This is a genomic window from Flavobacterium sinopsychrotolerans (assembly GCF_900110375.1).
Lineage (GTDB): Bacteria > Bacteroidota > Bacteroidia > Flavobacteriales > Flavobacteriaceae > Flavobacterium > Flavobacterium sinopsychrotolerans.
Map to the genome: position 1 here is coordinate 952318 of NZ_FODN01000001.1, position 22478 is coordinate 974795.

Here is a 22478-nt window from a genome sequence, read left to right on the forward strand (position 1 = left end):
TAAGTAGTCGTCTAGAGTTTACGGTTTTTTGTTTCGGTTTTTTTCTAAGAATAAAAATGCCTTAACCCTACTATTTGTCCTGTTAAAGGAATTCATCTTTGGTATAAATAATAAATATTTAAAGCGTTTTTTTCTTAATTTCTTAATGTTAGTAGTTGTTGTGGATAAATTTTTATGTTTTTTTTATAATGCTTTTAGTTTAAAAATAGTATTGAAAAGTTGTAAATTCAAAATATTTGTATATTTTTGAGTTTTATTAATAATTTTATAATAAAGCTATGAAAAGAAAAATTATTTTCTTCAGTCTGTTTTTTTTGTTAGTAGCGGGCACTGTATCTGCTCAAAACAAAAACTTACCTAAAAGTATCATTAGTACCACTGCATCTATCAGGCAATATTATGATCAAAAAGAATTGAATGGTATGCAAAAAGGGGAGTTGCTTGAGTTATATATAGAGCGTATCAAGGTTTTAGTTAAAATTTTACCCTATGTTGCACTTGCTACAAAACCTGGAGTAACTATGGCTGATTTAGGTATTCCGGATGATTCAGATCATAGAAAATCGCTAGATTTACAATCTGAAAGTACAGCAAGTTTTCTTAATACGACAGTAGATTTTCAAAGGAAAATGATGCCTTATTCGGATAAAAATAACTTAATAGCGTCAATTTTATTTTATCAAAATACATTGAAAGAACTTCATGTATTTAATGAACTTTAATTTTTTTGTTTGAAAAAAGCTTGATTTCTTCAACGTTTAGTTCTAAGGGAACAAATTTTAAAATCATGTAGATTTGAATCTACATGATTTTAAAATTAAAACCCATTTAGTTTTTTAATCCTAATTTAGTTACACAGTCATGTGTTACGAATTATTTATAACTTATTTCAATGAAAAACATAACCCAAATTATATGGATTGTTCTTTTAATAGTTTGTGATGTTAATGCGCAACAAGAAAAAGGCATAATTGGTTCAAGTAACTGGCTAAATAACTGGACAGAATTTAAACCCAATATTGTTGATTATGGCGAAGCCAATCAAATATTAGCCGGAAGCATTTCAATAAATACAAAGTTGTTGAAAAGAAATATTTACGTTCTCCAAGGAGATGTTTATGTTACTAATAATGCAGTTTTAACAATTGAACCCGGAACAAAAATAATAGGTGATTTTCAATCTAAAGGCGCACTTATTATTACTAAAGGAGCGACATTAATTGCAGATGGTTTAGAAACGGATCCAATCGTTTTTACTTCAAATGCCAGTACAAAAAAAGCTGGAGATTGGGGTGGTATTATTATTTTAGGTGACGCTCCAATAAATAAATTTGGAAATTACTCTTCATTAAATTTAGAGCTAGACCCTAATTTTAATACTTATGGAGGAACTAATTCTGTTGGTTCTTCGGGCATTATAAGATATGTTCGAATAGAATTTGCCGGCAAAAGGATTAAAGGGAACGATAATTTTAGTGGATTGTTATTAGCCGGCTTAGGTTCTAAAACGATTGTTGAAAACGTGATGGTCAGCTATTGTGGTGGAAATTCTTTTGACATTTTTGGTGGAGAACTTAACTTAAATAAAATGGTTTCTCTTCGATCTAAAAAAGATGATTTTAAGTTTACTCAAGGGACTCAATGCCGAATTGATAATTCATTAGCAATTAGATCATCTTATGTATCAAGTGATTCTGACTCTAGATGTGTAGAGGTTTTGGGTTATGAAAGAAAAGAAGAAACTGATTTTTCAAAAAAAGCAACCGTAGTTACCGCTACAAATTTAACGATGGTAAATGATAGTGAAAATTTGAGAGCAGATATACAAGCAGGTTTAATAAAATCAGCAGTATATATTGGAGAGAATGCATCACTTTTATTTAAGAGAAGTGTGATATCAGGTTTTAATCCAGCTGTTTTATTGGATAGCAATATTGAAATTAATGACAAAAACTTGAAGAAAATGCAATTTGAAGCCATGTATTTCAATAATTGTAACGGAAATATTTTTACGGAAAACAACACTAATAACGAAGATTTAGAAAGTTGGTATGGTCAAAGTGTATTTTTTAATGTGTATTCAAAAGGAAATAACTCGGAGACATTTATAGATTTTTCAAACGATAAAAAACCAGATTACCGATTACAATTATCAAAAATTACAGCATCTAAATAGAAATTACATGTACAAATGCTGCAATTTAAGAGCTAAAAACAGACTAAAAATTAATTATGAAATGTAGCCCCACTACCATTTTTAATAAATATATTGTTGTTTTTATATTGCTGGTTTTACCAGCAATTACTTGTTTATATGCACAAGTAGCGATTAATAAACCAGCCATTGGTTTTACTCAAGTATGCGCTAATTCTGGCTTTAATGCATTTGAGGTTAGCTTTTCTTTTAGTGGCGCTTTAGATCCGTCGAATCAGTTTATTTTAGAACTTTCGGATGCTGCAGGTAATTTTGCTACACCAGTCACGCTTAGTGCCACCGAAAAACCATTAACAGCGACCCCTACTTCAAGGACTTTTATTTTTTCAGTTCCTACCAGCACAGGCGGTGAGAATTATAAAGTAAGAGTTAAGAGTACTTCGCCTGCATCGGTTAGTCCAGTTTCAAATGCTTTTGCGGCGTATTATAAAATTCAAGACTCACAATTTTCTATTAATAATTTTAATGCAACAGCTACTTATTGTACAGGTGGTTCGTATTTATTAACGATAGACAATCCTGGAACGGGAACCAATGATTCTCCTTTGAAATATCCTTCACTTACCTATAAATGGTTTAAAGAGCCAAGCTTAGTTCCTATAGCTACTACAGCCAGTTTAACGGTGAACCAGCCAGGGCGTTATTATGTAGAGACTAATTACGGTACTTGTACGTCAGATTCTTATTCAAACAGAGTAACTGTAGGAGAAGCTTCAGGTGTATCTGCTACAATAACGTCTAGTAAAGGCAACCCTTTTTGCCCTTCGGATGGCCCCACAACACTTAGCACACAAGCTGGAAACTCGTATCAATGGTTCAATAATGACGTAGCAATTTCAGGGGCAATTGGTCAACAATATCAAACTAGCATAGCAGGACAATATTCTGTAAAAGTAGATTTTGGGGGCTGTACTTCGAGTGCTTCCATAAACTTACAGGATGTACCTTTTACCAGTTCTTTAAATGTATCCAGTACAACAATAATTAATGAAGGGGAAACTAAAACTATCATTGCGACAACAGATGCTAATAATCCCACATTTGAATGGTACTTTGATAACACCTTAATTGCAGCAGCAGTTTCAAATACTTTAAATGTTACTGAGGAAGGAACTTATTCTCTTACGATTACACAAACTACCGGATGCATATCCAAAAAAGAGTTGCCTTTTGTAATCAACTTTCCTTTTGTTGATCCAAACGTTACTAAGATTCCAAATCTTATCAGTCCTAACAATGACGGGATCAATGATACCTGGATATTGCCACAAGAGTATGTAAGTGGTACAAATACGGAAATACTTTTATTAAATTCAAGAGGCGAAATAGCCTTACAAACGAATAATTATCAGAATAATTGGCCGGAAAATGCACTAGATTTTAAATCAGTTAATCCAATTTATTATTACATAATTACAACGCAAGATAATAAAGTAAAAAAAGGTTCTATAACGGTAGTCAAGTAACATGAAAAATATTTTTTTAAGCGTTGTGTTTTTTTTCTGTTTGCTTCAAGTACTCCATTCTCAAGAAGGTGGAGTGGCTTCGTTTAATATTCCCGTTAGGAATTCTCTTAAGTTCAACAAATTTATCATAAATCCAGCTTTTAGTTTTGCCAGAGAACAAAATTCTTATATCAGTATTTTTAACAAACGAGAATGGGTACAATTTGAAGATGCCCCACAAACGTATTTAATTAGTTATTCCGGTCGATTTAGAGAAAATCAAGGTATTTCAGTAGGCTTATTCCAACAAAATTATGGTGTATTGACTACATTTGGAGGAATAGCAAATTTTGCCCAAAATGTTTATTTAGGGCAAGACAGCAACTTGACCTTTGGGGTTAATTTGGGTTTTTATAAAAGTGGAATTAACACCGGAAAGGTAGTAACAAACTATCCTGATCCTTCTTTAGAGACAATACCTTCAAATTCTTTGATCACATTAAGTCCGGGCATTAATTATGGGACTGCTTTTTTTGATTTCGGTTTTGCCATTAATAATGCGGTATTATATAATCTTCAAAGTTCCGAAATGGTACAAGATGATCCAGAACGAAGCATTCAAGCCCATATAATGTATACTGGTTTTATAGACAGCTACGGTTTTTTTGACAAAAGTAAATTTTCTGGACTAGTAAGAGCCGAAAGTAAAAAAGAGCAGACTATTGTTTCCGGATTGATGATGTTCAGCATTCCAAAAGGAATTTGGGCACAAGCTGGGTATAACAGTTTTCATGGCGTTTCCGCAGGAATAGGACTCAATCTAACTTCCAGAATAGCGCTAGAATATAATTATGAAAAAGCATTAGGGAGTTTTACACAGTTTGGACCCTCCCATGAAATTGTCTTGGCTTATAAATTTAAAGGAAGTTATAGCGATGATGACGAAGAAGAAGGTGCTATTATACCTGCTTTAGAATCTCGAAAAGTCACTCCTTCAAAACCAGTTGTTCAAGCCAAAGTTAAATCGGATGCTGACATTCAAAAAGAAAATGAACTCAATGCAGCTAAAGCAAAAGTACTTGCCGATGCCAAGGCTACTTCCGATGCCATTGCACAAACCAGATTAGAGAGTGCAGCTAGGGCTAAAGCCTTGTTAGAAGCTAATCGATTAAAAAGAGAGAAAATTGCTGCCGATGCTGCCGCTAAAGCAAAAGCTATTGCTGATGCCAAAACAGCAACTGTCGCAAAACCAGTTGTGCCAAAAACACAACCAGTGGTCATTACGGATGCTAAAGCCAAAGCTGATGCCAAAGCAAAACTAGAGGCACAAGCTGCTAAATTAGCCGCTGACGCTAAAGTCAAAGCTGACGCTGATGCCAAGGCGAAATTAGCTGCGGATGCCAAAGCGAAACTAGATGCACAAGCTGCTAAATTGGCCGCTGACGCCGATGCCAGAGCAAAATTAGCTTCCGATGCCAAAGTAAAATTAGATGCAGAAGCTGCTAAATTGGCCGCTGATGCTAAAGCCAAAGCTGACGCCGATACTAAAGCAAAACTAGATACAGAAGCTGCTAAACTTGCCGCTGACGCTAAAGCCAAAGCTGACGCCGATGCCAGAGCAAAATTAGCTTCCGATGCCAAAGCAAAACTAGAGGCACAAGCTGCTAAATTAGCCGCTGACGCTAAAGCCAAAGCTGACGCCGATGCCAAAGCGAAATTAGCTGCGGATGCCAGAGCGAAACTAGATGCAGAAGCTGCTAAATTGGACGCTGATGCCAAAGCCAAAGCTGACGCCGAAGCGAAATTAGATGCAGAAACTGTTAAACTTGCCGCTGACGCTAAAGCCAAAGCTGATGCCGATGCCAAAGCAAAACTAGATGCAGAAGCTGCTAAATTAGCCGCTGATGCTAAAGCCAAAGCTGACGCCGATGCCAGAGCGAAATTAACTGCCGATGCTAAAGCAAAACTAGATGCAGAAGCCGCTAAACTTGCCGCTGATGCCAAAGCCAAAGCTGACGCCGATGCCAGAGCGAAATTAGCTGCCGATTCTAAAGCGAAATCAGATGCAGAAGCCGCTAAATTGGCTGCTGATGCCAAAGCCAAAGCTGACGCCGATGCCAGAGCGAAATTAGCTGCCGATGCTAAAGCGAAACAAGATGCAGAAACTGCAAAACTTGCCGCTGATGCCAAAGCTAAAGCTGATGCCGATGCAAAATTAGCTTCCGATGCTAAAGCGAAATTAGATGCAGAAACTGCTAAATTGGCCGCTGACGCTAAAGCCAAAGCTGACGCCGATGCCAGAGCGAAATTAGCTGCTGATGCCAAAGCAAAACTAGATGCAGAAACTGCTAAATTGGCCGCTGATGCCAAAGCCAAAGCTGACGCCGAAGCGAAATTAGCTGCCGATGCTAAAGCGAAACTAGATGCAGAAAATGCTAAATTGGCTGCTGACGTTAAAGCCAAAGCTGATGCCGATGCCAGAGCGAAAGCCAATGCAAAACCAAAAGATGAGAATGCAAAAACGATGGATAATATAGCGGAAACATTAGATAACGCCAGAAAGGCACAGCTACAATTATTGAATCAGTTGAATGAAAAAGTGAATCAAAGAGAAAAAGAACTGAAAGACTTAAAAACCGAGAATGATTTAAGTGATAAAGGAATTGCAAGTGCTCCAAAAGAATTCAAGAGTGTTTCCGCTGAAAATAATGCATTGGAATCTTTAAAATCAGAAATAGATCAGGTTAACAAAAGCCAAAATCAATTACTAAGCACGTTTAAAAATTTATACGAAGAGCGTATTAAAAAAGTACCAAACAAAAATGATGCACTTACGCAAAGCTATTTGAAAACGATAGACTTGTTGAAAGGGGAACAATTAAAAGCGGAACAATCCAATACTAATTTAATTACTTCATTAGAGAAAATTAAAATAGAAACGGAAATAGAGAAAAAACGTAGGATAAAAAAGGCCAATTTTGAAAATGAGGATAGTAGGTATCAGAAAGATCAAGAGACGTTGAAACGTATTAAAGAAACGACAACAGTTAGCACAGTAAAACTTAAACCGGAAGATTTTGATTATGGTAATGAGCAATCAAATATGCAAATTATTAAGAATATTAAAAACGTGGAAACAGGTTATTATTTAGTGCTTGCAGTTCATGCTGATGTTGCAAAAAGAGATTCTTTTGTCACTAAAACGATAGCAGCGGGAGAATCAAAAATTAATTTTTTCTATGATGTTAAATCAACGAATTATTTCATTTATTCGGAGAAATTTGATAATCTGCAAGAAGCAACAAGAACGTTGGAATCCCGAGGCAATAAACCCTATAACGGAAAAATGGTGATGGTGCGCGTAGAGAATTAAGAACAAAATAATGCGTCTGAAAATTGAATACTGTAGATAGGAATAATAGCAAAAAATGCAATAGGTTATCATAAATTTTGAATTGGGATTGATACTATTCTAAACTTGTTTTAGGATAGTATTTCCCGTTAAAGATGTCATTTACTATTCCTAAGTTAAAAGGGAATAAGGAGTTAATTTTTAATTAAATAGCAATAATAATTTTTTTAAATACCACATAATTTGCTTGTAATAAATTCCGATTTTTTGAATGAAAATCAAGCAAGTACCCAAATAAATTAATACCATGAAAAAAACTACTTTTTTAAAAGTAATCCTACTTGCTTTTATTTTTTCACAAAGTTTTATATCCTATTCTCAAACTCTTAAACCTTTTACTCCAAGGTTTGATAAGGATATTAAAGGAGATATGTTATTGATTGGGAATAGCATTTTAAACAGATCTACAAATAACAGAACACCTAATAATCCTTATAATGGGGATAATCTTAATTCAGATTTTGATATGCAGTTTATCAATATTGATAATGGAGCTACGTCAGGTGTTTTTAATTCTAGTAGTGCTAATCTAGTCGTTCCTAATGCTTCAGCTCCAGCAGCGCCATGTTATAAAATTTTATATGCGGCTCTGTATTGGGGAGCAGTGACTAAGGGTACAACTCCTATTACTGATATTAAATTCAAAATGCCTACTGGAGGGTATAATGATGTGGTAGGTACAATAATTCATGATTCAGGTACTAATGTGATAGGAACAAGTTATCCGTATGCCTGTTATGCTGATGTAACCAGTTTAGTAACTGGAGCCGGAAACCCAACTCCAGAGGGAACATATACCGTTGCTAATGTGTCTTCTAAAGTAGGAACAAATGGAGGAACAGGTCTTTCTGCAGGTTGGTCACTTTTTATTGTGTATGAAGATCCAAAATTAGCTGCTAAATCAATTACTTCCTTTGATGGTTTTAGTGCCATCAGTTCTACAGTAAATTTAGATATTCCAGTAACTGGATTCAGAACAATTCCTACAGGACCAGTAAGAGCCAAATTTGCTTTTTCGTCCTTAGAAGGAGACCAAGGAATTTCTGGAGATTACTTGACTATAAATGGTTCTATACTATCAGCTGTGAATAATGCAGGAACTACAATTAGAGGGACAAATAATTTCTTTAATAGTTCTGTTACTTATATTGATCCGGCTAACGGTAAAACAGAGGATTTTATCAACCGTAATCCAGCAAGTACAAATACGCTGGGGTATGATGCCGGAATTTTAGAAATTAATAACAATGGGAATGCTGTCATTAAAAATAATGACATAAGTGCTGTTATAGGATTACGAAGCAATCAAGATGTTTATTTCTATTATTTTAATGCGATTTCATTAGAAATTATTGAACCCAAAATCGTACTTACAAAACAAGTTTTTAGTGATGCTACCTTAACTAATAACATAGGTAATGCTAATGTAACTTTAGGGCAAGAATTATTTTATGCTATTGGTTTTCAAAATATAGGAAATGATGATGCTGAAAACTTTACTATTAAAGATATATTACCTATTAATATAAATTTTGACCCTAATAACATAATTGTTCCAAATGGTTCTGGGATTACGTATGTATATAACGCTGCTACAAGAACTATTGTATTTACTATTCCTAGTAATTTAGTTGAAAAAAATGACCCTCGTTATATAATTAAATTCAAAGTTCAGGTTGTTCCGGAATGTAATGATCTAAGTGATGCCTGCTCTGATAAAATCCAGAATCAGGCTTTTGCGACTTATGTAGGAGTGACTAGTGACATTAAGGTAGATGATCAACTTAGTTTATCCACTTTTGGAGAATGCTATTTAGGTACTGCATCCCCAACCAACTTTTTAGTAGGAGTTGAAAATTGTATCTATACTAAAGATTACCAGTTGTGTGGTGCGAGTGTAGTTTTGACGGCTGCCAATGGATATAATTCTTATTCTTGGTCAACAAGTGCTACAGGCACACCTGTTATTGGCACAACTCAATCAATAACAGTTAGTCAAACTGGTACCTATTATGTTAATAACATTGCGAATGCTCCTTGTAGGTCAATAAAACAAGTAGTTACGGTTTCACCTTCTGGTACTACTGTGCAAAATCCGGTGATACCATTTGCAGATCAAGTGGTGCAATGTCCAAATAATGGAAAAGACTTGCCTAAAATATTTTTATGCGGTGCCAATGCTACTAGATTAATAAATACAGGTGTTACAGATGCTATTTCTATTGTTTGGCAAAAACTGAATGAAGCCAGTTGTACTGCCATAGGAACGGATGATTGTGCCAATGAAAAAGTCGATTGTACTTGGGATAACATAGCCACTGGATCAAGTTATACGGCAAATACTTCCGGACAATTTAGAGTGGTTTTCAATTATGCTGGTGGCTGTTTTAATATTTTCTACTTTAATGTTTTTAAAAACTTATTAAACCCAACGGCTACTTCCAGAGATATTATTTGTAATACATCTGGTGAAATCATTGTAGGAGGCGTTCCTACATCCGGTTACGAATTTAGCTTGAGTGCTTCAGGACCTTTCCAGGACAGTAATGTTTTTTCTATAACTACAGCTAATACGTATACTGTTTACATTAGACAAAAAGGTATTGTTAGCAATCCTTGTTTATTTTCAGTTCCTGGGATTGATATTCTACAACGTAATTTTACTGTAAGTGAATTCATTTCTCAGCCCTTGTGTAATGGTGACAAAGGATCGATAAAATTAGCAGCAAACGATGTACGAGCACAATATTTTTATAGTATTAGCAAATCAGGTTCATTAGTAAATGCTGTTGGGCCTATAGCAGCGAGTGATCATACATTTTCTAATTTGTCTTCAGGTAGTTATGATTATGAAGTAAAAACAGATGACGGCTGTTTAAAAACAGGTACAATAGTACTAATTGAACCAGATGTTTTAAAAGCTACTGTTAATCAAACAAAAGCACTAACTTGTGAAACAGGCGAAATTACAGTGTATCCTATCGGAGGAACAGCTCCTTATGCGTACTACGTAAATGGTTCTACAACTGCGCAGTATAGTGCTGTAGTTAATACACCAACAGCGGGTAATTATACTATCAGAGTTGTGGATTATAATGGTTGTATAGCAAATACTTCAATTACAATTGCCGCAGTCCCTAAACCAGTTTATAACCCAACCGGTACCAACGTAAATTGTTACGGAGATACCACAGGAGTCATCAATTTTAATGTCACTAATGCTAATGGGTATACTTTAGCCTACAGTATCAATAACGGAACAACGTATGGAAGTTCACCAATTATTTCTAATCTTGCAGCGGGAACGTACAACACTATATTAAAATATTCTTTGAATGGTGTAGATTGCTTAGACACCATGAAAGTGATTACCATCACGCAACCATCAACGGCCTTGACTGCCTCAGCGGGAGTTTCTGAATTGGCCGGTTGTGGCCCTGCCGGAGAAGGAAAAATACGCATCACCAATCCGCAAGGGGGAACGCCTACATATGAATACAGTTTTGACAATCAGACTACTTGGACCACTGTCAATGATGCTTACAAAGCTCCTGGAACATATACAGTATATATTAAGGATGCCAACGGATGTATTTATCCAATGCCAAATATTATAATTGAACCAGAACCTGTTGCTCCAGTTATTGATGTGAACACGCCTGTAGATTTCAATTGTGATGGAACTGCAACCAGTACGGTGACCATCAATAACCCGGGTACAGCCAGTTTTACGTACAACTATTATTTAGATGGGACAATAAATCCAAACACGACCAATCCCAATACATTTTTAAATGTACCTCCGGGTACACATACCGTAAAAGTGGAATACAATTTAGTGAGCGTTCCCACTTACAGTAATTTATTGAAAGAAGATTTTGGTTATGGAGATGACACTACTTCTCCTGGGATTAACACTGCTTTTTATTGTTTTGAGAGACAGGTGGTTGCTACACAATGCAAGGGAAGCACAGCTATTAATGACGGCGATTATTCGGTTACTGCAAATATTGTAAATCCTTTTTCGGCTTGGGTTCAGCCAGGGGATCATACTACTCAGACAGTTCCTCCAACTCCTAAAGGTAGAAGTTTGGTGGTTAATATTGGTGATCAAATTGCAACCAGCGATATTTTATATCAAAAAGTTATAAATGATATTATTCCTAACCAACCGATAAATTTTGAGCTCTATGCGATGAATTTACTTAAAACAGGAAATACTCAGGTAAATGCTGATTTGAGAGTAGCTCTGGTAAATGCTGCGGGTGTAGAGATTTCATGGTTTGCAACAGGAGATATTCCTAAAACCCAAAAATGGGAAGTTTATCCTAAAACTCCAGTAACCCTAAATCCAGGAGCAAACACTACCTTACGATTTATTATCCGTTCTAATAAAAGAGCTACAAGTGGTAATGATGTGGCGATAGATGATATCAAAGTATTCCAACTTCCGAAATCATGTATTACTACAAGAAGCTTTACTGTTGTAGTTCCAACAGGAAAAGCATTTACAGGTTCCGTAACCGGATTCAAAAACGTAACCTGTAACGGATTATCCAATGGAGAAATCACGATTAGCGCCACTAATTTTGACGCAGTTACAGGATACCAATATTCCCTAGATAACGGAACGACTTGGAATACCACAGTTTTAACCACTTCGCCTTATACAATTACAAATTTAGCACCAAATACGTACACTGTAGCGATTCGTCCAGTAGGGTCAACCGTTACGGCTTGTACTCAAAAATTTCCTCCAGTAACTATTGCACAACCTGATCCAATTGTTGTTAATGCGACGAAAACGGCGGCTACTTGTATTACTGGAGCAACCATTGATGCGAGAACCACAACAGGAGGAACCCCAGCCTATAAATTTGAATTGATAAATACTTTGGCGCCTTTAACGGTGACCGCTTTTCCTCCTAATGGAATTTTGACGAATGTACCTCCTGGTTCCTATCTCATAAAAGCTACCGATGCCAATGGTTGTAACAACCCGACAGACTACGGGATTACAATTGATGCAGTACCAACCATATCGGCTGCAGTTGATCCAAGCACGGCGATGTGTTTTGATCCTTCTACTGGAGCTCAAATCAATGTTTCTATTACTGGTGGAACCGGACCATTTAGTTACCAAACAAGTTTAAACGGTGGAACTTTTAGTGCTTCTAGTGCGACATTCACAACACCAACATTCACGCATACTGCGGCTGTAACGGGTAATTATATTTTTAGAGTAACAGATAGTAACGGTTGTTTTTTCGATACCGCTCAACAAATAATTAATGCTAAATTAACAGCTAATGCTCCTGTGACTACTGATCTGGATTGTGATGTTTTACCAGGGTCTCCAGATGCTTTGATTACAGGAACAATTTCAGGTGGAACGGCGCCTTTTACGGTGCTATTAACATCGGGACAGACTACAGGAACTCTTGCTGGACCTGTTGGGAATAGCGCTAGTTTTACCTATACTACAGGGGATTCAGGTGTGTATCAATTTCAAATTACAGATGCTATTGGTTGTATAACCAACACCTCTGCTACTATTAATGCAAAAGTCGCGGTAACTGGTAATGCAATAGTGACCAATGAAACCTGTGAGACATTAAACAACGGAAGTGTTACTTTGCAAGCACTTACTGGTGTTGCTCCTTTCACATATAATTTTAATAGTTTAGGATTCTCTAATACAGTAACCTATGGTTCATTGTCAGGATCTGTGGGAGGAACTTCTTACCCTTATCAAATCAGAGACAATAAAGGATGTATTTTTACTGGAACTGCGACTGTTTTTGAACCTACTCCAATTACCCTAACTGCTAGTATTACCACTCCTTATACGTGTGACGGTCCTGCAACTATTACCGCTGCGGCTTCAAATGGAAATGGAGGATTTACATACGTGCTAACAAGAGGTGCCACAACAGTAGCTTCAAACACCACTGGAATTTTCCCTAATTTGTCTGTAGCAGGAACTTATACCGTAACGGTTACCGATGCCAGAGGATGTTCACTTACATCTTCACCAGCTATGGTAATTGATGCTTTGACACCACCAACGGCAATGACGTTTACGAATACCGCGGTAACTTGTCCAGCTAATAAAACAGATATTACAATTAATAGCGTATTGGGTGGTTTGCCAGCTCTAGAATATAGAATTATTGCTCCAGCTAGTGCAGCAACAGCGTATCAAGCAGGTGCTACTTTTGCAGGTTTAGATCCTGGAGTAACCTATCGTTTTGAAGTTAGAGATGCTAAAAATTGTACGTTTGCTGAAAACTATTCAGTACCATTATTGCCTACGCTTACTGCTAGCGGCGTAGTGGTAAATAATGTAAGATGTTTTGGCGAGAGCAACGGATCTGTTCGTTATACTGTTGGTGGATTTGGTAATGGTACGCCTTACTCATATACCATAGATGGCTTAGCGGCAGGGTCAGGAACTTCACCAGCTACAGGAACTACATTTGATATTTTAGTCAGTGGTTTAGCGGCGGGTCCTCGTGTAATAGTAGTTACTAATACTAATACAAGTTGTACAGTGTCGGCATCAGTAACTGTTGGTGCGCCAAGTGCAGCATTAGCTATTACTGCTCCAACTATTTCTCCTATTACGTGTACTGCATTAACAGCAAGTATCAACATCAATACTACAGGTGGATGGGGATTTAATACGTACACCGTTACAGGACCATCTCCTGCAACAACTGTTGTAACACAAACAACTAGAACTTTTAACAATCTGGCAGCTGGTGATTATACCGCTACCGTTACAGATGTAAATGGTTGTTCCCGTTCAATAAATTTCACAATTGCATCATACACCGCACTTGTAGTAACTCCAACAGTTACTAATGCATGTTCTGTTGCAGGAAATACAAATGAAATTGTAGCTACAGCCACAGGTGGTTCAGGTACCTACACCTATTCTATCAATACAGGTGTCGCTCCAACTGGGCTTTTATTAAATACGTTTAACGTTGCTCCAGGCAATTATACTATTACGGTTCGAGATGCTTTTGGTTGTATAGATACTGAAACGGTTACGGTAAGTGAAGTATTAGTAGTAACGGCTGTTAGAACTAAAGATATCAGTTGCTCAACACCACAAGAAGCTACTATTAGAGTAACCATTTCTGGTGGAATAGCTCCTTTTACTTATAGAGTAAAAACCGTTCCGGGTACTTATAGTGGTGGTCCAAATGCAGTTACAGGAAATCCGTTTATATATACTGCACCAGGAAATATTGGAGCAAGCTATGAATTTGAAATTACAGATGCAAATGGTTGTATTAGAGTAACGAATATTGTTAACACCAATACACCAACTCCAGTTGCTGCTTCAACCTCAATAACAGATTTAACTTGTTTCCAATCAGGAAATGGCGCAGTAACTATAAATCCGACTGCGGGTGTTGCTCCATTTGAATATAATTTTAATGGTTTAGGTTTTTCATCAATTTCTTCATATTCTAGTTTAGCCGCTTCTCCAGCAACTGGTTATCCTTATGTTGTAAGAGATAGTAAAGGTTGTTTGTTCAATGGTAATGCTATTGTTAATCAACCTAGTGAGATAATTTATACGGTTACCCCTGTTAATATGACTTGTAGTTTTGCGATTGTAGCCGGTTCAATTACAGTTAACACAATTACAAACGGTAATGCGCCTTTCAATTATACCTTAAGAAATCTTACAACTGGTGAAGTTTTAACACATCCGGACCTTGCAGGTGCAAGTCATACATTTCCTAATTTAGGATTTGGTAATTATGAAGTAATTGTATCTGACAATACAGGCTGCTCTAAGACAACTACTGGTATACAAGTACTTGCTCCACCGGAGGATTTGGATATAAATCTATTTACTACAGCCGACTGTACAAATGGAGCTACAATAATTGTGAGTATTAATCCTACGGTTGTTCCTCCAACACCAAATTATGAGTTTGGTATTTACGATTTAGCTGCATTTCCATATAGTAGTGTTTTTTTAGCTCCAGATGGTGCTACGTCACCAGATAATATGCGAAGAACTTTTACAAACCTTACTCCAGGTGTGGTGTATACCTTTGTGGTTAGGGATAATTTAACAGGTTGTTATTATTTTGAAACAGCTGCAGGTGCTGTGCCTCCAGTAACTACATTAACTTCTGATCCTATTGTGGCGAATAATGTGACTTGTACAGGTACTGCTACGGGTAGTGTAACCTTTACTTTGGATAATTATAATGCAACTACTGTTAATTACGAGATATTTAGGAACCAAACTAATGTTTCTACCGGAATCACAGGATCAGTAGTAACAGCAGCTCCGTCAACTATAACAACTCCGGCAGGCTTAACGCCAGGTCAGTACTATATTACTTTTACTGAAGTTGGTGGAACGAACAATGGTTGTACTAGTGCATCTGCTGTTTTTACCATAACAGAGTCCCCAGTTCTTTTGGATTTAAACGTTACTGCAACTAAAAATGATAACTGTAATGTAAATGCGGGTGAAATAGTGGCTTTTGCAAATGGGGGAACTGCTCCTTATAGTTTTATTCTAAATACTTCAAGTACTGCTCCAGCGGCTAATGATCCTTTATGGGATTCACCTAGTACGTTTAATGTGCAGTCAGGAAGTTATTATGTTTGGGTGAAAGACAATAATGGTTGTATTATTGGTGATCCGGTAAATGTACTACTAGATCCTTCACCAGTTATTGATTTAACAGTACTAGATGTTTGTGCAGTTGAAGGAGCTTTTGCAGTAGATGTAACTTTAACTTCACCTGGTGTAGGTCCATACAAGATTTCGGTAAACGGAGGCGATTACGAAGATGTGATCTCTTTCCCTTATCCTGTTAGTGGTTTGAGTTCAGGACCTCAAACAATTGTTGTGATAGATGCCAATGGTTGTACTTCTAATAGTGCAACTGTAACGTTGACTAAAAAATTATCTGTAATTGCAGATCGTACCAAAGAGTTAGATTGTACGACTTCGCCAGATGGATTAATTACGGTGACGGTATCAGATGGTTTATTTACTCCACTAGATCTAACACCTGATTTTAGATACGAGGTGGCTATTAACGGTGGAAGTTATGGAACTCCAGTTAATTTTGCTAATGATGTTAGGTCATTTACATATACAGTAACAACAGCCGGTACGTATCAATTTAGAATTACAGATTTAAATAATTGTACAGTTGAAAGTACGATTGTAGATGTAGCTGCCATAGTATTTCCAACTGCAACTGCAACAGTAACTCCGCCTACCTGCGCAGGTGCAACAAATGCTACTTTGATAATTAATGCTTCATTAGGGGTACTTCCTTATGAATATAGTATTGATGGAGGAACTAACTGGCAAGATTCTAATGAATTTGCAGGACTAGGTGCCGGCACAATTAATTATATTGTCCGAGACAATAAACTATGTATTTTCAATGGTTCAGAGAATATCATTAATCCAACGCCTGTAGTTGCTTCTATAGATTCTGTATCTGCTTTTACTTGTTCATCAACCAATACACCTAATGTAACAGTTGTAACTGTTAGTGCAGCCGGTGGTGCAGGTAATTACAGCTTTAGTGCTGACGGTATTAATTATTTCCCAAGTAATAGTTTACCGGCTGATAATAGGTATGCTTTTAATGTAACAGATACTGGAGCTCCACAAAACCTAACGTTTTATGCAAAAGATGCAAATGATTGTGTAAGTACTATTCCTGTTACCATTGCGGAATTCCCTACATTGGTGTCGGCTGTAGCGAGTTTAGTCACTAAAGCAGATTGTACTACTCCTACTCCTACAGAAATTATTAATGTATCAATTACTGGTGGTGCTACTCCTACTAATTTTAGCTATCAAGTTGCTATTGATGGAGGAACTTATGGTGCGTTAGTACCAATTACTGCTGGTGCTACTTCATTCAATTACAACGCCATATCTATAGGAAGTTTTTATGAATTTAAAATAACGGATAATACAACGGGTTGTAGTATTATTTCAAATGCGTATACTGTTCCAGTATTCAATACGATGACTGTAACCGCTAGTGCCGCTGCAAATGTAGATTGTGCTACAAATGCAACGGGTGCTATAGAAATTAATATTGGTAACTATACCGGTCCTTATAATTATATTATATGGTTAGGTGGTGTTCCAACAGCATTTACAGGTTCAGGAAATACGTCAACTAATCCGTTTGTACTTCCACACGGTTTAGTTGCAGGAAATAATTACACCGTAGTGGTTGCCCAAACGACTTATCCAAGTTGTTCAGTTACTTCTAATCCTGTGGCCATTACTGAGCCAGTGGCTTTAGATTTGACTAACCTTATTGTTTACGTTAAAAATCAAAATTGTAACAGTACAGGAGCAGTACTTACTGTTGATGATGCTACTATTGCTGGCGGAAAACGTGATTATACGTATGCTTTTGTATTAAATGGAACAGGAGCATTACCACCAGCTGGTGATTTTAAACCTTCAAATACTGCAACATTTACCACCACTCAAATAGCACCTTTATCGGATACTGTTGAAGTTTGGGTAAAAGACGCTAATGGTTGTACGGATATGGTAACGGTTAACATTTCTGTTGATCCAGAACCAACAGTTACAGCAACTGTAGCTAGTCAATGTGCGTCTGCAACGGGTTATACAATCGATGCAGTGGGTACAGGTGTAGGACCTTTAGAATATAGTTTGGATGGTATCAGTTTTGGAACATCTGATTCATTTAATGTATCCTCTCCTCGTGATTATTATGTTTGGGTAAAAGATGCTAATGATTGTATTGTAAAAACAGCTGTACCGGTAACGATTTTCGAACCATTGCAATTGCAAGCTGACATTACTACCTTATCTACTTGCTTGAATGCAGATGGTTTAGTAACGCTAACGGCTACTGGAGGATTTATTCCTGCGAATTATGAATATAGTATTGATGGTATTACTTATGGTTCTTCCAATGTATTTGGTAGTTTGGCCGCAAGTGCTACTCCTTATACTTTCTATGTGAGAAATATGGCATCAGTGCCAGTTTGTGTTAAATCGGTAGACGTGATTATGTTATTACCTAATACAGCCATTGCTTTTGTATTAGATCCAACCCCAGTAACTTGTAACGGCGGATCGGATGGTACGATTACCGTTAACATGGATACATCAACGTTGACTGTTAATAATAATCCTCAATATACTTTTACCTTAACAGGAACGTCAATTACTGGAGCAACAGTAAATTTGGGTCCACAACCTTCACCATTATTTAGTGGACTGGCAGCTTCTGATACCAATGGATATACGGTAACCGTTACTTCGGGAAGAGGTTGTGATGATACTAAAACCGTTATTGTTGATGAGCCAGATCCAATTGTGGTACCAACTATAGTTCCGGTACAATTCGGTTGTATTACTGACAATACAGGGAACTTAGCAATTATTACGGTAACAGGAGTATCAGGAGGTTCAGGAACGTACAAATATGAGTTTATTAAAGAGGGAGCTCCTGATACACAAGTTCAATTTGGTGACAGCAATGTCTATACCGAAGGAGACTTAAAAGGAGGTTCTTATATCGTAAATGTATATGATGATAAAGGATGTGTTGGTACTACAACGACTGCAATAATCATTGATCCTTATGTACAGTTGGATAAAGTGAATGTGACTGTTACGCGTCCGATCACTTGTGCTCCTAAAACAGAAGATATTACTGTTTCGGCTACAACAATAGGAATAGGAACTACCAATTTAGAATATACTTTAGTAGATGTAATCTATGATCCAATTACAGGTGTGCCTACAACAGGTTCTATTTATCCTGCTGTTCCTAATAATAATGGAATATTTACAAATTTACCAGTTGGAAATTATTTGATTACCGTCAAAAACTTAGATACGAACTGTGAAATCCAAGGCGTACACTATGTAAACGAACCTAACACTTTCGACCTAACCATTGATACCGTTGTGGATGTCACTTGTTTCTCTGGAACTAATGGAAGTGTGAATGTCACTTTTGTAGATCGATTGATTACAACGAATCCGGTTAACGGAGATGATGCAGGAGCATTTACGTTTACATTAGAAGATGCTTTTGGAAATGCACTACCTGGAGGAACTTCTGCAAATGCAGGACCAATCACTATTTCAGGTTTGGCTGCAGGAACGTACACCATAACAGCAACTTTATCGCAATCGCCTTCTTGCCCAGTAATTAAAAACTTTACCATTACAGGTCCTACAGCGGCACTGGATATTACGGAAACCCATACTGAAATTACGTGTGTTAGAGGTAATAATGACGGAACAATTGCTGTAACTGCTAGTGGCGGATGGCCAGGTGCGTATGAATTTGAGTTAGTGGGGCCAACTCCTGCGCAAAATATTGCGTATTCAGCTCAAACAGAATTTGCAGGTTTGACAGCAGGAACCTACACGATAAATGTAAGAGACAGTAAAGGCTGTGTGGATTTTATAACGGTTACGTTAGCAGATCCTGCTCCAATTGTTTTCACGGCAACACCTAGTACAACATTGGTAAGCTGTTTTGGTGATACCAGCGCTACGATTACTGCGGGATTACCTGTAGGTGGATCAGGCAATTATTTATACAGTTTAGTAACTACTTACACTAACGGTACAGTAACTACTGATGGTCCGCAAGTATCTAATACATTTACAAACTTGGGTGCAGGAAGTTATCAGGTACAAGTATCTGATTCTTGGACTTGTTCTGCATTATCAGCTGCTATTGTCATTACTGAACCTGCAAAAGTAACAGCAAGCTTAGCATTGGCCACAGCAATTTCATGTGATGTTGATGCGACACTTACCTTAACTGCTTCAGGAGGAACTGCACCGTATGAGTACAGTACAACTTCGAACTTTGGAACGGTTATAGGGATGACAGGTAACACCGCTACATTCTCTGTACCGGTAGGAACCTACAATTATTACATTAGAGATAACAATGGATGTGTTAGTTTTATATCAAATGACATCACGATTGATACAGTTCCTGCTTTAGTGATTGATGTAAATATTCAAAATGCAGTCATCAACTGTAAAGGAGATGATTCAGGAGTAATTGTTGCTACGGCGCAAGGTGGTTTAGGAAACTATGTTTACACTTTATTAGACGGAGCAGGTAATGCATTGTCATTTACACCAGTGCAAACTTCTCCAGGGAATTTCACGAATCTTCCGGCAGGATCGTATCTGGTAAATGTAGTGAGTATGGATTGTGAGGCACGAACTGTAGTTCCAGTGGTCATCACAGAACCAGATTTCCCACTAACAGAAAGCAATGCAGTGACTAATATTACATGTGCAGGTGAAGGCGACGGAAAAATTGTGATAACGGCTTCTGGCGGAACAGGAATTATAAAATATGCCATTTCACCGGATTTAAACCAGTTTTTTGAGTCTAATGTTTTTGATAATTTAAAACCGGGTACGTATGATTATATTGTGCAGGATGAGAACGGTTGCTTTATATACACAACTGGAGTAGTTATTAGTGAGCCAAATTCTATTTTTGTGACTACCATTGTGGGTACAGAGATGCCGGAAGTATGTGCTGGTGATGCTGATGGTGCATTCAGTATTAATGTTACAGGAGGAAACGCTCCTTACAGCGTAAGTCTGGATGATGTAAACGGAACGTATACTACGGGAACTTTAGTTCAAACGCAATTTGATTTTACTGGTTTATCAGGAAGTGAGCATGTTGTTTATGTTCGTGATGCTAATAATTGTACGACGGAACATACCGTGATTTTAGGAGAAGCGGTGACATTAAACCCACAGGCGACTTTAAATTACGATTGTGTTAATAATAGTGCCAGCAACTCCGTAACGGTTACGGTAGATGCCAGCAACCTGCCAGCTGATTTGGATTATGCTTTAGACGGTTCAACAGTGTTCCAAGCTAGTAATGTGTTTACTGATGTAACACCAGGACAACACACGATAGACGTAAGACATTCTAACGGATGTATCAAACAAGTTGTATTTGATGTTGTACAAGTAGATCCATTAACATTGACCCTTGCGGATGGCGGCTTAAACGAAATTGTAGCTACTGCCACAGGTGGTGGTGGAAATTACCAATACACGTTAGACGGTGAGTCGTACGGGAATCAAAGTAATTTTATTATTTACAAATCAGGAAATTATACGGTTACCGTTACTGATATAAATGGATGTACGGCAACAGCTACCCGATATTTTGAGTTTATTGACATCAAAATACCAAATGTCTTTACGCCAAACGGAGATGGTAATAATGATACTTGGGCACCAACCAATACCATTAACTATAAGGATTTAGTATTCTATGTCTATGACAGATACGGTAGAAAATTAGGTTCGTATAGAGAAAGTCAATTCTGGGATGGTAAATACAATGGTAATGAATTACCTTCAGGGGATTACTGGTATGTCATAAAAATCAGAGATGCAAAAGATGCACGTGAATTTGTTGGACACTTCACATTATACAGATAATGGTAAAGGCAAGGACTTGATAATCAGAAAGATATATTGTCGGAATTGTTAAAAAGAGTTTTGTCACCGATTGGAAGGATTAAAAAGATTTTTAAAGCTGCGTAATGAATTAATCTGTGCTAATCTGTGAAATCTGTGGCAAAGAAATGCAGAGCTTTATCATAATACTGCATTAAATTTAAGCCATGATTTATGTCATCTCAAAATAAAATTATTAAAATGAAAAAAATCATAGTATCATTTTTTCTCTTGACTGTAGCTTCGAGCCACAGTCAGGAGCTAAATTTGCCCGTTTTTACACAATACTTAGCGGACAATCCTTTTGTTATTGCACCCACATTTGCCGGGATTGGAGATAACCTTAGAATTAGAGCCAATGGATTGACCCAATGGGTAGGTATCAAAGACGCGCCAGACAATCAATCTATTTATGCTGATTTCAGGATTGCAGATCAATCCGGGGTGGGTGTGTCCGTTTACAATGATAAAAATGGAAATACAAGACAAACGGGTGCCAAGGCCTCATTTGCCCATCATATCATCCTGGACTATTATTCCAAACAGTATTTGTCTTTTGGTATTTCATATAATATCAATAACTTTAAGATTGATGCAAATGCACTCGATCCTGTTGATTTTGACCCTGCAATTACAAACAACAGGTTTATTTCGAACAATAACTTTGATGTGGGATTACTCTATAGAAACAAAAGTTTCTATTTGAGTTTCAATGCCAGTAATATTCTGGATAAAGACATTGACAATTTTAGCGGTATAGAACCGAGTCTTTTGAGAAATTATCAGGTGTATTCCGGATACGTTTTTAAAAACAACAGCAATAACAGGGCAGAGATTGAACCATCAGTATACTATCAATTGTTTGCCAGT

Annotated in this window: 6 protein-coding genes; all 6 read left to right on the forward strand. The window is 37.0% G+C overall.

Annotated features, from left to right (window positions below; translation table 11 throughout):
• The first annotated feature begins 278 nt into the window (after positions 1–278).
• Positions 279–722: a hypothetical protein gene (locus tag BMX64_RS04290; RefSeq protein WP_091166492.1), complete on the forward strand. Its 444-nt coding sequence runs from the start codon at positions 279–281 to the stop codon at positions 720–722.
• 170 nt (positions 723–892) lie between these two features.
• Complete coding sequence (locus BMX64_RS04295; protein WP_091166493.1) at positions 893–2176, forward strand: hypothetical protein; 1284 nt, start codon at positions 893–895, stop codon at positions 2174–2176.
• Positions 2177–2232: 56 nt separating this feature from the next.
• On the forward strand, positions 2233–3681 hold the full coding sequence (locus BMX64_RS04300; protein ID WP_091166494.1) for a T9SS type B sorting domain-containing protein: 1449 nt from the start codon (positions 2233–2235) through the stop codon (positions 3679–3681).
• Between the two features lies 1 nt (position 3682).
• Complete coding sequence (locus BMX64_RS04305; protein WP_091166495.1) at positions 3683–7033, forward strand: PorP/SprF family type IX secretion system membrane protein; 3351 nt, start codon at positions 3683–3685, stop codon at positions 7031–7033.
• A 286-nt stretch (positions 7034–7319) separates the two neighbouring features.
• Positions 7320–21590 carry a T9SS type B sorting domain-containing protein gene (locus tag BMX64_RS04310; protein ID WP_091166496.1) on the forward strand — a complete coding sequence of 4757 codons (14271 nt, stop codon included), beginning with the start codon at positions 7320–7322 and terminating at the stop codon, positions 21588–21590.
• A 219-nt stretch (positions 21591–21809) separates the two neighbouring features.
• Positions 21810–22478, forward strand: a 669-nt coding sequence (locus BMX64_RS04315) for a PorP/SprF family type IX secretion system membrane protein (protein ID WP_091166562.1), incomplete at its 3' end; no start/stop codon positions are given.